This window comes from Streptomyces sp. NPDC006235 (assembly GCF_040613735.1).
In the GTDB taxonomy this organism is placed as follows: Bacteria; Actinomycetota; Actinomycetes; order Streptomycetales; family Streptomycetaceae; genus Streptomyces.
This window is the reverse complement of sequence record NZ_JBEXSR010000006.1, coordinates 252336-266070: the sequence shown is the minus strand read 5'-3', so window position 1 is coordinate 266070 and position 13735 is coordinate 252336. Positions and strand designations below refer to the sequence as shown.

General features: G+C 70.6%; 9 protein-coding genes. 1 reads left to right on the top strand and 8 read right to left on the bottom strand.

The genetic code is table 11. From position 1 onward, the window contains the following. Positions 1-57: 57 nt before the first annotated feature. Both ABZ192_RS10460 and proB read right to left on the bottom strand, forming a co-directional pair. Positions 58-516 carry a hypothetical protein gene (locus ABZ192_RS10460; protein WP_356924185.1) on the bottom strand — a complete coding sequence of 153 codons (459 nt, stop codon included), beginning with the start codon at positions 514-516 and terminating at the stop codon, positions 58-60. Between the two features lie 135 nt (positions 517-651). Continuing rightward, positions 652-1758 carry a glutamate 5-kinase gene (gene proB / locus ABZ192_RS10455; protein WP_356924184.1) on the bottom strand — a complete coding sequence of 369 codons (1107 nt, stop codon included), beginning with the start codon at positions 1756-1758 and terminating at the stop codon, positions 652-654. Positions 1759-2084: 326 nt separating this feature from the next. Here proB and ABZ192_RS10450 point away from each other — a divergent pair, with 326 nt between their 5' ends. Further along, a complete protein-coding gene (locus ABZ192_RS10450) occupies positions 2085-4157 on the top strand; it encodes a hypothetical protein (protein ID WP_356924183.1) in 2073 nt (690 codons plus the stop codon). Between the two features lie 80 nt (positions 4158-4237). Here the strand turns inward: ABZ192_RS10450 and ABZ192_RS10445 are convergent, their stop codons facing one another. The 6 genes from ABZ192_RS10445 to obgE all read right to left on the bottom strand — a co-directional run bounded on the left by ABZ192_RS10445 (position 4238) and on the right by obgE (position 13614). Beyond that, a complete protein-coding gene (locus tag ABZ192_RS10445) occupies positions 4238-5446 on the bottom strand; it encodes a glycosyltransferase family 2 protein (protein WP_356924102.1) in 1209 nt (402 codons plus the stop codon). A gap of 204 nt (positions 5447-5650) precedes the next feature. Continuing rightward, positions 5651-7759 carry a hypothetical protein gene (locus ABZ192_RS10440; protein ID WP_356924101.1) on the bottom strand — a complete coding sequence of 703 codons (2109 nt, stop codon included), beginning with the start codon at positions 7757-7759 and terminating at the stop codon, positions 5651-5653. A 170-nt stretch (positions 7760-7929) separates the two neighbouring features. Continuing rightward, positions 7930-9426 carry a bifunctional cytidylyltransferase/SDR family oxidoreductase gene (locus ABZ192_RS10435; protein WP_356092271.1) on the bottom strand — a complete coding sequence of 499 codons (1497 nt, stop codon included), beginning with the start codon at positions 9424-9426 and terminating at the stop codon, positions 7930-7932. Between the two features lie 573 nt (positions 9427-9999). Next, positions 10000-11550, bottom strand: coding sequence for an alkaline phosphatase D family protein (locus ABZ192_RS10430; protein WP_356924100.1), 1551 nt, complete (start codon positions 11548-11550; stop codon positions 10000-10002). Positions 11551-11729: 179 nt separating this feature from the next. Beyond that, positions 11730-12158, bottom strand: coding sequence for a hypothetical protein (locus ABZ192_RS10425; protein WP_356924099.1), 429 nt, complete (start codon positions 12156-12158; stop codon positions 11730-11732). Positions 12159-12177: 19 nt separating this feature from the next. Beyond that, positions 12178-13614 carry a GTPase ObgE gene (gene obgE, locus ABZ192_RS10420; protein ID WP_356924098.1) on the bottom strand — a complete coding sequence of 479 codons (1437 nt, stop codon included), beginning with the start codon at positions 13612-13614 and terminating at the stop codon, positions 12178-12180. Between the last annotated feature and the right edge of the window lie 121 nt (positions 13615-13735).

Here is a 13735-nt window from a genome sequence, read left to right as displayed (position 1 = left end):
CCGTTCACGGCGCGTTCCACACCCCGAGACACCTCCCGAGACATCCGCCGGAGCGGGTCAGAACGGATGAACTCCGACCGGCGACGCCGGCGGGGGCCCGTACCCCTCGGCGATGCGCTGGTGGTAGGTGGCGCGGTCGATGACCTCCAGGCCGACGATCTCCCAGGGCGGCAGCCCGGCGGTCTGCCGGTGCTCGCCCCACAGGCGCAGGGCGACGGCGGCCGCGTCGTGCAGGTCGCGGGCCTCCTCCCAGTAGCGGATCTCCGCGTGGTCGACGGCGTATCGGCTGGTCAGAAGGAAGGGGTGGTCGTGGGCCAGCTGTTCCAGGGCCCGCCGGACCTCGGGGAGCGGGGCCTCCTTGCCGGAGACGCTGAGGGTGACGTGCCACAGGCGCGGGGTGTCACCGGGCTCCTCGCCTTCGAAGCGGTCCCCCGCTGCCACGCTCGTCAGGGCCCTCTCCTCACCGGCCGCGCGGGAGCCGGTACCACCACGGGACGCCGCGGCCCCAGGGCGCACTCGTCTCACGACGGCCTCCTTTGCACTGTGGCGCTGCTGCGGAATATGTCCCCCGGGACAAAGTTGAGCAGGCCGCAGGAGATCGCGGGGCGGTTTTGCGGAACGTCCACCACCGGGGGCGGATGTTTCGACCCATTACGGGTGCAGGAGCACCAGGTCGTCCCTGTGTACGACCTCGCGTTCGTACGCGGGTCCGAGTTCACGGGCGAGCACGCGGGTGGAGCGGCCGATCAGCCGGGGGATCTCCTTGGCGTCGAAGTTGACGAGCCCGCGGGCCACGGCGTGCCCCGTGGCGTCCCGCAGCTCGACCGGGTCGCCGGCGCTGAACTCGCCCTCCACGGCGGCGATGCCGGCCGGCAGCAGCGACTTGCGGCGCTCCACGACGGCCTGGACGGCGCCGTCGTCCAGAGTGAGGGCGCCCTGCGGGGTGGAGGCGTGCTGCAGCCACAGCAGCCGGTCAGCGGAGCGTTTGCCGGTGGGGTGGAAGAAAGTCCCGGTGTCCTGGCCGGTCAGGGCGTCGGCCGCGTGGACGGCGCTGGTGAGCACGACGGGGATGCCGGCGGCGGCGGCGATCCGGGCGGCCTCGACCTTGGTGACCATGCCGCCGGTGCCGACGCCGGCCTTGCCCGCGCTGCCGATCTCGACGTCCGCGAGATCGGACGGGTCACGCACCTCGGCGATGCGCGAGGTGCCGGGCTTGCCGGGGTCGCCGTCGTAGACGCCGTCCACGTCGGACAGCAGGACCAGCAGGTCGGCGCGGACGAGGTGGGCGACCAGGGCGGCGAGGCGGTCGTTGTCGCCGAAGCGGATCTCGTCCGTGGCGACGGTGTCGTTCTCGTTGACGATCGGGAACGCGCCCATCGCGAGCAGCTTGTCCAGGGTGCGGGAGGCGTTGCGGTGGTGGGCGCGGCGGCTCATGTCGTCGGAGGTCAGGAGCACCTGTCCGACGCGGACGCCGTAGCGGGCGAAGGAGGCGGTGTAGCGGGCGACCAGCAGGCCCTGGCCGACGCTGGCGGCGGCCTGCTGGCGGGCCAGGTCCTTGGGGCGGCGGCGCAGGCCCAGGGGGGCGAGGCCGGCCGCGATGGCACCGGAGGAGACCAGGACGATCTCGCGCTCGCCGCCGCTACGGATTTTGGCGAGCACGTCGACCAGCGCGTCCACGCGGTCCGCGTCCAGGCCGCCCGAGGCGGTGGTCAGCGAGGAGGACCCGACCTTGACGACGATCCTGCGGGCCTCGCCCACGGCCTGCCTTGCCCCTGCCACGTCCCCGTCCGTCCCCTCGCGTCGATGCGGTCGCTCACCAGGAAATCTACGGGACGGGCGCACGGGGCGCGGCGCCGGTCCACGCTACGGACAGTGCCGCTCGTGTCACGGGAGCGCCGTCACCCTGCCCGGATCCCGCCCCACCCCACGACAGGAATGCAATCTTCCGCTACGGTCCGACGCCACGCGGGACGGCAGCCGCCCCCACGCCTTGACGACACGCGCGTGTCGTCAGGAGGTCGCCGCACGTTAACCCGGACGGCCGACCTGCGCCGCGCCGAACCGACGCTCCTGGAGTGACCGCAGTGCCCCTACCTCTCCCCCGCCCACCGGCCCTGCTGAAGGGGCTGGTCACCATCGTCCTGGCCGCCGCGTTCGCCGCTCAGGCGGTCGCGGCGCTGCTCCCCCACGTCCCTCTGCTGCTCGCCGCGACCGCCGTCTCCCTGGCCACCGAGGGCGTCCTGTACCGGTGGCAGCGCGGGGTGCTGTCGCTGTTCGCCAAGTCGCACGCGGACATCACCGTGCGGCACGTTCTGCGGGACCTGCTGCTGGTCGTGTGCCTGCTGCGGCTCGGCGAGCAGGACCGGGAGACGGTGTACGCCCCGCTCGTGGCCGGGCTGCTCGCCTTCTACGTGCTGCACTGCGCGATCCAGGCGCTCTCCGTCCTGGTGCGCCGGACCCGCACCCTGCCGGTGGTGACCCGGAACATCGACGCCTCGGCCCTGCGGCTGTCCCCGGCCCCGCCCGTGCTGCTGCGCCGCCCCGGCCACCGGCTCCTGGTGTTCGGCCTGCCGGCGACGGCCGGGCTGCTGGCCGCCGCGCCGGGCGACGAGCCGGTGTACGCGGCCGCGGGCATCGCGCTCTCCCTCGCGCTCGCGCTGACCGGCCTCGGCGCACTGCTGCTGCGGCTGCTGCCGGGGCGCCGCCCGGCCGGCGAGCAGGAGGTGCTCGACTGGTTCGACGCGTGGCTGGCCGAGTACCGGCCGACCGTGGGCCTGTACTTCTCCGGCGGCGCCTCCTCGGCCTACCAGGCGAACATGTGGCTGGAGCCGCTCGCCAAGACCGACGGGAAGCCGGTCATCGTGCTGCGCGAGCGGTTCATGGTGCAGAAGATCGCGGCGACGGACATCCCGATCGTGTGCCTGCCGAAGGTGTCCACGCTGATGCGTCTGGAGCACTCCACGCTCCAGGTCCTCATCCATCCCTCGAACTCCGGCAAGACCTCCCAGGTGCTGCGCATCCCCACGATCCGGCACACCTTCGTCAACCACGGCGAGAGCGACAAGCTGTCCTCGTGCAACCCGTACGCGAAGGCGTACGACGAGGTCTGGGTGGCCGGGCCCGCCGCGCGCGAGCGGTACGCGCTGGCCGAGGTGGGCGTCGAGGACAAGGACGTCGTGGAGACGGGCCGTCCGCAACTCGACGCCGTGCAGCCGTACGCCGACCCGCCGGCCGGGACCTACACGACCGTGCTGTACGCGCCCACCTGGGAGGGCTGGGACGGCAACCCCGGCAACACATCGGTGATCACGGCCGGCGAGAACCTGGTGCGGGCGCTGCTCGCGGACCCGGGCGTGCGGCTGCTGTACAAGCCGCACCCGCTGACGGGGTCGGTGGACCCGCGCGCGGGCGCGGCCGATCTGCGCATCCGGGAGCTGATCCGGGCGGCCAACCGGGAGCGCACGGGAGCGCGTCGCCCCACGGCCGATGCGGAGCTGGCCCGGCTCACCGAGGAGCTGGACCGGCTCACCAGGGCCGACTTCCGGTCCTGGGCCGACACACTGGAGCGGATGCTCGTGCAGTCGGCGCCGGAGCCGGGCCGGGCACAGTCGGTGGCACGGGCGACGGCGGCCTGGGAGGCGGCGTACTGGGCCTCACTGCCGGAGGGCGAGCACCAGATCATCACGGACGCCCGCCCCACGCTCTACTCCTGCTTCAACGTCGCCGACCTGCTGATCAGCGACGTGTCGAGCGTGATCAGTGACTTCCTGGCGAGCGAGAAGCCGTACGCGGTGGCCAACACCAGCGGGCTGCCCGAGGAGGTCTTCCGTACGGCGTTCCCCACGGTGGCGGCGGCGACCGTGCTGACACCGGACGCGGCCGGGGTGCCGAGCCTGCTGGAGACGGTCCGGCACCCGGAGAAGGACACCCTGGCCGAGGCACGCGCCGCGCTGAAGCTGCGCCTGCTGGGCCCGGCCGAGCCGCCGTCGCAGGAGCGCTTCAACGCAGCCGTACGGGCCCTGTGCGCCCAGGCCCGGGACCACCGGGCACGGCTGGCGGAGCGCCTGGCGGCGGAACGCCCGGCCGCGGAACTGCCCGGCCAGCGCACACAGCCGGCGAGCGGCGGGGCAGGCCTGCCGACGACGGCACCGCGCTAGCGGCACGGCGGCACGCACCAGCGGACGAACCGACCGACCGCGGGGCCGTGGGCGATCACCCACCGGCCCCGCGCCCGCGTTCACGCCGCCTGCCTCACCTCACGCGACGTCAGCACCCGCCGCGCCTTGCGCACCGCCCGGCGTACGAAGGTGTCGACGCCGCCCTCGCGGTAGCCCGGGAAGGCACGGGCCTCGCGCGGCTCGGCGAGGTACACCGAGTCGGGGATGCCGGCGGCGCGGTCGCGGAAGTGCGGGTAGACCAGGTAGACGCGGCGCCCCTTCTTCTCCAGCAGCGCCGCCGCCTGCTTCTTGGCCTTGACGAACTTCACGACGTCCAGCAGCAGTTCGGGACGCTGCTCGGCGACCAGATGCAGCCGCAGCCGCTCGTGCACCTTGAGGCGCTGGGCGACGCCCTCGGTCCAGTACGCGTCCATCAGCGGCTTGGCCAGCTCGAACTTGTGCCGGCGTATCTCCTCGCTGTCCGTCAGGTACTTGGGCCCGAACTGCGGCAGCAGCGTGACGAGGAACGGCCGGACCATCAGCTGGTCGCGCCGGCCGCCCGCGGGGACGAGCTCGGCGATGAGGTTCATCAGGGCCCGCGCGGAGTCGAAGCGCAGCGTGTAACTGCCGCTCTTGGTCACGTGCTTGCCGTCGTCCCGGCCGACCAGGTAGTAGCAGGTGTGGTCGGCGACCACGGAGACGCCGTCCGCCCGCAGGTACGCCTCCATCGTGAACAGGGCGTCCTCACCGGTGAACAGCGACTCGTCGAACCGCATGCCGTGCCGGTCGAGCAGGGCGCGGCGGAACAGCTTCTGCGCGCTGAGCGTGAACTTGATGTTGGACGAGTAGACGTCCGTGCGCTCCACCGTCTTGCCCCACATGGACTTCGGCGCCGAGCGGTTGACGCCCTCGACCTTGCCGAGGACGACGTCCGTCCCGGCGCGGTCGGCCATGTCGACCATCCGCTCCAGAGCCTCGGGTCCCAGCCGGTCGTCGGCGTCGAGGAAGAAGACGTAACGCCCGGTCGCCTTGCTCAGACCGACGTTGCGCGGGCCGCTGGGGCCGCCGGAGTTCTCCTGCCGGATCACCAGGACATGCATCGGAGCACGCTCGGCGAACTCCTCCAGGTACTCCCCTGTACCGTCCGTCGATCCGTCGTCCACCGCGATGACCTCGACGCGCTCCGGATCGATGGTCTGCGCCTCGACGGACGAGAGGCACTCGATCAGATAAGGCATCGCTTCGTACGCACCGATGATCACACTCACATCAGGCTGCGCAACGGTCACGTTTCCCCCTAGTCAATGGGATATTCCCCCCGTATCGCCTCATTCGCTACTTGGTAGACGGGTGATCGGGACAAGCGGTTGCCTCGACCACATGTTTTAGTGAGTCACCTCACATGGTGAACCGTCAGGAAGCGGGAAAGCGAAAGAGTTCGGCCCCCGAGGAACACTCCTCGGGGGCCGAACTCTGAAGCGAGGGGCGGCGGTTCAGCCCGTGCCGACACCGTCCGTGTCGCCGGCGGAGGACACCCGCTGCCCGGGCACGGCGTTCGCCAGTTCCGACTCGGCCGTGGCGGCCGCGATCCGTGACTCCTGGCCGACGTTGCGCGTCTCGGCCTTGAGCGCGAGGTTCGCGACGGCGGTGTTGAACTGGTCGATGGAGGCCGGCTCGTCCGGGCCCAGCAGGTACTGCTTGAGCTCCTTGCGGTCCTCGGCCAGCGGATCGGCGGCCGGGTCGCGGACGGCGCTCAGCAGCTCGCCCAGCCCGTCCGCGCTGTTGGACAGGATCACCGCGGCACGCACGGCCGTGTTGTTCCGCTTGAACTCCTCGGCACCCACCTCCGCGGAGTCGGTGACCGCGTACGGCTTGCCGCTCGCGATGAAGTCGGACACCACGCTGGAGATGTCGGAGACCATCGCGTCGGAGACGTTGAAGCAGTCGTACAGCCGCGGCTCGGCGCCCGTGATGACCCGGTGCTCCCAGGTGGGGAAAGAACGCCAGTAGGCGTCGTTCCACTCGCCGCGCAGCCGGGCGACCTCCTCGTGCCGGGCGACGTCGACCTGCCCGTCACGAGTGGCCTCGGCCTCGTCGCGGCCCTTGTCGCCGGTGCCGACCAGCTGGGCGATCCGGGCCTCGATCCGGTCCAGCTCGGCCTTGGCCTGCGTCTGGGCGGCGCTGTCGGTGACGAAGCGCGAGTCGGCGGCACGCTCGGCGGCGGCCTTCTGGACCAGGGCGGTGATGCGCTGGTGGGCGGCCTTGGCCTCCTTGCTGCGTGTGCCGGTGAAGGGGTGCGGCTTGTACAGGACGCGCACCGGCGGGTCGGCCATGACCAGCTTCTTCACGATGTTCTCGCCGGCCAGCAGGATCGAGGTGTTGCCGGGGTTGTCGTCCCAGCCCTCCCAGGTGGGGGCGTACAGCACGGTCGGGATACGTCCCTCGGGCACGCCCTGCCAGGTCTGGATCGGGGCGAGCTGCGGGCGGCCGACCTCGACGATGTCCTCGTCGCGGACACCGACGTCGGCGATGGCGTAGCGGTCGCGGCCCGCGCGGCCGGCCGTCCACACCTCGTCGTAGACCTTGCTGAACGGGTTGACGCTGGCGAGCTTGTCGCTGTCGCCGTGGCCGATGAAGACGTGCTTGATGGTGGGCACGCGCAGCATGTGGATGTTCTTGCCGACGTTCGCCGCGTAGAGCGCGACCCGCACCGTGGACAGGTCCATGTTCATCAGGTGCACCCCTCCGGGCACGCAGATGACGGGGACCGTGGTCGGCGCGAGGTTGTTCAGGATGGCCCGCTCGCGCAGGATGATCAGCGGCTTGGAGTCCAGCTTCTCCATGGTGTCCAGCCACATGTTCACCTGGTACGCGGAGTCCTTCGAACCGGAGAAGTACAGGACCGTCTCCGGCTTGTACTCGCCCAGCCAGTCGTCGACGGCGGCCAGCACCTTCTCCGCGTTCGGCGGGATCTTCCGGCCCCGGACGTACGGCATGAGCGCCAGGACGTACACGGTGGCGACGGCCACCGTGATGCCGATGCCGACGAAGCCCACGAGGGCCGACTTCACCTGCGCGGCGATCAGGATGCCCGCGACCGCGAAGAGGTCGAGGTGCAGCATCTTCTCGGCAGAGCGGTGCAGCAGCCCCCGCGGCGGGGCGTCCGGGATGCGGATGCGCGACTTCAGGTCGACGTTGCGGGTGGCGACCGGCATGCGGCGGCGGTTGCGGATCAGCTGGACCAGCGCACCGTGCGGGGCCTGCAGACCGTAGAAGGCGATGAAGCAGGCGATCGCCCCGTAGTAGATCAGGTTGTCCGCGAGGGACAGCCGGGCCAGCAGCAGGACCAGGAGCAGCTGCCGGATCAGGAAGCGGATCGACAGGCCGGCCCGGACCTTGCCGAGGCGGTTGATCAGATAGCTGCCCTTGCGGTGCAGATAGTGGTCCGCCAGGTACGTCACGGCGGCCGCTGCCGCGAAGGCGGGGACGCTCGGGACGAGCGCGGCCAGCATGAGGGCGGGGAAGCCCGCCACCATGAGGACCGCCGCGGCCAGCTCGGCCGCGCTGCCCACCCGGGCGACGCGAATAGCGGTGGATATCACGGAGAAACCTGCTCTTGGGAGGGGTGTGCCGGTCTTGGTTCGAGAATGCGGCTGGTCTGTGAATATTCGCGAGACGGTATGGATTCAGGCCCCTGCGAACACTCCTGTCGACAAACGTGAACAGGAGAGCGCAGAGGCCTGAATTACCGAAGTCTATTTGGCGCCAATTATTACACGCCGTCCTGCCGGTCCAGCACCGAGGCCAGCGCCTGCTCGAAGCCGGAGGCGCGGGCCGCACCGGCGGTCGGGTCCTGCTGGCGGACGTCGATGACGTGGCCGGTCAGCTCGGACAGCAGCACGTCGAGCGAGGTGCGGGCCACGGCCTCGGAGGACAGCAGCGAGCCGGCCGGCTCCTGGCCGAACGCCTTGGTGCGCATCGGGGTGGCCGTGCGCTCGGGGTTGATGCAGTTGACGCGGACGCCGTCGCCGGCCCACTCGTCGGACAGGGCCTGGGTGAGGTTCACCATGGCGGCCTTGGTCGAGGAGTAGAGGCTGTACTCGGCGCGACCCCGGGTGTAGCTGCTGGAGGTGTACAGCAGCAGCTGGCCCTTGGTCTCGGACAGGTACTTGTACGACGAACGGGCGATCTGCACCGGGGCCAGGTAGTTGACCTTCAGCGCCTCTTCGATGGTGGCGTTGTCGGTCTCGGCGAGCTTGCCGATGCGCAGCACGCCGGCGGTGTTGACCACGTAGTCGATGCGGCCGGTCTCGGCGTAGGCCTTGGACAGGGCGTCGTCGACCTCCTCCGGGTTCTCCACGTGGGTGCCGGTGGTGGAGCGGCCCAGCGCGTAGACCGAAGCGCCGTAGGACTCGGCGAGTTCGGCGATGTCCTTGCCGATGCCGTAGGAGCCGCCGAAGACGACGACCGTCTTGCCGGTCAGCAGCTCGCGGTAGGCCTCCTCGGAGACCTGCTCGGGCGCGGCCGTGGAGGCCAGCTGGAAGAGCTTGTCGGCGATGAAGACGTCGACGGGCTGGGTGACCTTCATGTTGTACTCGTCACCCGCGACGACGTGGATCGGCACGTCCGGCAGGTACTTGAGCACGACGGAGCAGTCGTCGGTGGCCTGGAAGTTGGGGTCACCGGCGGCGACCTCGTAGGCCCGCTTGATGGTGGACAGCTTGAAGGCCTGCGGGGTCTGGCCGCGGCGCAGCCGGGAGCGGTCCGGGATCTCGGTGATGAACTCGCCGTCCTCGCCGTGCGTGCGCGTGACGATGATGGTGTCGGCGGAGGGGATGGCCACGTCGACGGCCTGGTAGCGCTCCAGCGCGGTGACGCAGTCGTCGATGACGCGCTGCGACAGCAGGGGGCGCACGGCGTCGTGGAAGAGGACGTTGGCGTCCTCCCCCTCCGCCAGGCCCTCGCCCAGGGCCGAGATGGCGCGCTCGGTGGTCTCGTTCCGCGTGGCGCCGCCCTCGATGATCTTCGAGACCTTCTTGAATCCGGCCTTCGCGACAATCTTCTCGATGTCGGGCACATAACCCGGCGCCATCAGCACGATGATGTCGTCGATCGAGTCGGCGTTCTCGAAAGTGGTCAGCGTGTGCTCGATGACTGCCTTGCCGGCGATCTTCAGCAGCTGCTTGGGGATCGACAGACCCACCCGCTGACCGGTGCCACCGGCCAGGATCACTGCGGTGGTACGGGGCTTGGCTATGTGCTGGGACACAGGTGACCTACCTTGGGGCGACAGGGAACTTGGAAATGGTCCCACTTGTGGTTACCGCAGTGCAAGGTGAGCGACCTCCGCCGCATATGTGCGCGCAACCTGTCATTCACCTCCCACTCCTGGTGATTGGTGAGACGGCTGCGCGGGCCCCGGGGAAATGCGCTGTGAGTAACTCCACAGGCGCTCAGCGACGTCGGAGCCGCTCGGGACGGCGGTGACCGAGGACCTTCACGAGTTCCTTGGACGATGTCCGGTGCACGGTACGCGCTTTGAAGGTGCCCTGCGTACCGGCCCGCCGCTCGCCCCGGCGGGCGCCACTGCCGCGGTGCGCGGATCTTCACGTCCCGGGGCGAGGGGCTGCACGCCTTCTTCATAGGCCCCGGGCGCGAATACGGCTCGCCCGGCCGTTCATTGCCGCGGAATTACTGATTAAGATTCCGCAGCATTTCGGTCTCGGCGAGAGCAATAGGCCGGCGTCCCGGGTCGGACTTCTCACACGGCTCACGCGCCGCGTACGAGGAAGAGCCCGGCACTCCGAGGAGTACCGGGCTCACGCGTGCGTCGGGGGCCGGGTCAGACCACCTCGACGCCCGGCCGGCCCGCCTCGACCCGCAGCCTGGCCAGCGTGCTCGGCGTCGCCGACGGCTGCCGTACGGTGTCGACCACCCTCACCTGGGCGTCGATGCCGGCGCGGCCGATGTCGAAGAGGTGGTAGCCGCGGTGGGCGTCGAGCAGCTTCCAGTGCGGGTTGTCCGGGCGCCGCGGGTCCCACTCCTTGCGGAAGGCCGCCTGGTCCTGGTCGCCGTTGCTGGAGATGGAGGTGCCGACGAACTCGGCGCCGACGACCTCGGAGTCCGCGTCGGCGTAGTCCTCCTTGAGGTCGCTGACCATCGTCAGGTGCCGGTCGCCGGAGAGCACGACGGGGTTGCGGACCTGCTTGAACTCCTTCAGGAAGCGGTTGCGTTCGGCCTGGTAGCCGTCCCAGGCGTCGTAGAACCAGAGCTTGCCCTCGCCGACCTGGAGGTCCGTCTCGGCCATCATGATCTGCGAAGCGATCAGATTCCAGCGGGCCGGCGAGTCCTGCAGCCCGTTCAGCAGCCACTGCTTCTGCCGTGCGCCCAGCATGGTCAGGGACGGGTCCTGGGCACCGGCCTGGCTCTTGGCCTGGTCGCTGCGGTACTGCCGGGTGTCCAGGACGTTGAGCCGGGCCAGGCGGCCGAACTCCAGACGGCGGTACATCTTGATGTGCGGGCCGTTCGGGACGGCGGTGGCACGGACCGGCATGTGCTCGTAGAACGCCTGGTAGGCCGCGGTCAGCCGGGCCACGAACGCGTCGTGCGGCTGCTTGTCCGGGTCCTGGGGGATCTCGCCGGCGAAGTCGTTGTCGACCTCGTGGTCGTCGAAGCTCACCACGAACGGGGCGTTCGCGTGCATCGCCGCGAGGTCGGCGTCGGTGCGGTACTGGGCGTACCGGTTGCGGTACTGGGCGAGGCTGAACGGCTCCCCGGCCCCCTCGTGGCGTCGTACGCCCGTCGCCGAGGGCGTGGACTCGTAGATGTAGTCGCCGACGAACACCACGACGTCCGGGTCCTGCTCCAGCATGTCGGCGTATGGCGTGAAATAGCCGTGCTGCCAGTTCTGGCAGGAGGCCAGCGCCATGCGCAGGGAGCCACCGGAGCTGTAGGGGTGGGGCGCGGTACGGGTGCGGCCGACGGGCGAGAGCTGCCCGCTGGTGCGGAAGCGGTACCAGTAGGTACGGCCCGGGCGCAGCCCGCGTACGTCCACGTGAACGCTGTGCCCGTACTCGGGCCGGGCCTGGGCGGTGCCCCGGCGGACGAGCTTTCTGAACCGGTGGTCCTCGGCGAGCTGCCACTCCACGGGCACCACCCGGTCGGGCATACCGCCGCCGTTCAGCGGGTCCGGGGCGAGCCGGGTCCACAGCACGATGCCGTCCGGCAGTGGGTCTCCGGAGGCGACGCCGAGGCTGAACACGCCGTCGGGCAGCGGCGTCTCGGCCCCCTGGGCGGTGGCCGGGAGCCACAGCTGGGCGGAGGCCGCTGCGCCGAGGACCGCGGCACCGGCGGTCAGAAATCGGCGTCGGTCGGGGGATACTGCTCCGGTCATCGACTGACTCCCTTACCTCGCTGGCCACTTGGACTCTGGGAAGCTTCACGCTCGCGGGCGGTCCGCCCGCTGAACGCCGGAGTTCACGTACATGACAACTAAGCAGACAAAAGGAGACCCACCGCCAGCGTCGGAACAAGCCGTTGCCGGGGTGGGTCTGACAGATGATCAGGCAGAGATCACGGGGAGAAGCCGGCGTCGAGCGCGGAGCCGTCCGGGCCGGTGCCGTGGGTGCCCGCGCCGAAGCTGACCGAGCCGGTGGCGGTGGGGGCGGCGACCGGGTTGAGGAACGCCCAGACTCCCCCGTCGCGGTTCTCCCCGGTGGCGCTCACGAACGGCTCGGGCCGGCCGTCGCCGTTGACGTCGAGCAGCTTGGTCCGGGCGCCGAAGAAGTCGTTCCGCTCCGCCGTGCCCGGGACGCTCGCGGTGTTCTGGGGTGGTGAAGACGTCGGCGTAGCCTCGCCGTTGACGGCTGCGACGGAGACGCCCCCGCCGAAGCCGTCGCCCCACTCGCGGCCGTCGGCGGCGTGCGCGGGCATCGGGGCCGTGGCGGCCACCAGCACGGTGATGGCCGCCGCGACACAGGCTCCCTTGCCGCGGTCCGTCAACCGCCGGAATCGAAACGGATCAGAACGGCTCGAAGTCGTCGAACTCCCGCTCCGCCTCGTCCCGCTCGGCCTGCCGGTCCCTGCGGCGCTGCGCGGCCGGTCGCGCCTCCTCCAACCGGTGGTCCTCACCGCGTCGGCCGAGCATTTCGGCCCCGGCCATCACGGACGGCTCCCAGTCGAAGACCACGGCGTTCTCCTCGGGACCGATGGCGACACCGTCGCCACCGCGGGCACCGGCCTTCATCAGTTCCTCTTCGACCCCGAGCCGGTTGAGCCGGTCCGCCAGGTAGCCGACCGCCTCGTCGTTGTTGAAGTCGGTCTGCCGCACCCAGCGCTCGGGCTTCTCACCGCGCACCCGGAACAGCCCGTCGTCCTCGCGCGTCACGGTGAAGCCCGTGTCGTCCACGGCCTTGGGCCGGATCACGATCCGCGTGGCCTCTTCCTTCGGCTTCGCGGCCCGCGCCTTCGCCACGAGCTCCGCGAGCGCGTACGACAGCTCCTTCAGCCCCATGTGCGCCACGGCCGACACCTCGAACACGCGGTACCCGCGCGCCTCCAGGTCGGGCCGCACCATCTCGGCCAGGCCCTTGCCGTCCGGTACGTCGATCTTGTTCAGGACGACCAGCCGCGGACGGTTGTCCAGCCCGCCGTACTCGCGCAGCTCCGCCTCGATGGCGTCGAGGTCGGAAACCGGGTCGCGGTCCGACTCCAGCGTGGCGGTGTCCAGGACGTGCACGAGCACACTGCACCGCTCCACGTGCCGCAGGAACTCCAGGCCCAGGCCCTTGCCCTGGCTGGCCCCCGGGATCAGACCGGGCACGTCGGCGATCGTGTACACCGTCGAGCCGGCCGTGACGACACCGAGGTTCGGCACGAGCGTGGTGAACGGGTAGTCGGCGATCTTCGGCTTGGCGGCGCTCAGCACCGAGATCAGCGACGACTTGCCGGCGCTCGGGTATCCGACGAGCGCCACGTCGGCGACCGTCTTCAGCTCCAGGACGACTTCGCGCACGTCTCCCGGCTCGCCGAGCAGCGCGAACCCGGGCGCCTTGCGCCGCGCGGACGCCAGCGCCGCGTTGCCGAGCCCGCCCCGGCCGCCCTGCGCGGCGACGAACGACGTGCCGTGCCCGACCAGGTCGGCGAGGACGTTGCCCGCCTTGTCGAGGACCACCGTGCCGTCCGGCACCGGCAGGACCAGGTCCTGTCCGTCCTTGCCGAAGCGGTTGCCGCCCTCGCCGGGCTTGCCGTTGGTGGCCTTGCGGTGCGGGGAGTGGTGGTAGTCGAGGAGCGTGGTGACGGACTGGTCGACGGTGAGGATCACGTCCCCGCCGCGGCCGCCGTTGCCGCCGTCGGGTCCGCCCAGCGGCTTGAACTTCTCACGGTGGACGGAGGCACAGCCGTGGCCTCCGTTACCCGCGGCGACATGCAGCTCGACGCGGTCCACGAAGGTGGTCATGGTGGGTGCCTCCAGTGATGTACGGCCGTTGTGTACGGGTTGTACGGGGTTGTTCTCTGCGTAACACGCGAAAGGCGGACCCGCTTCCCGTGAGGGAAGTGAGGTCCGCCTCGCGAAAGCT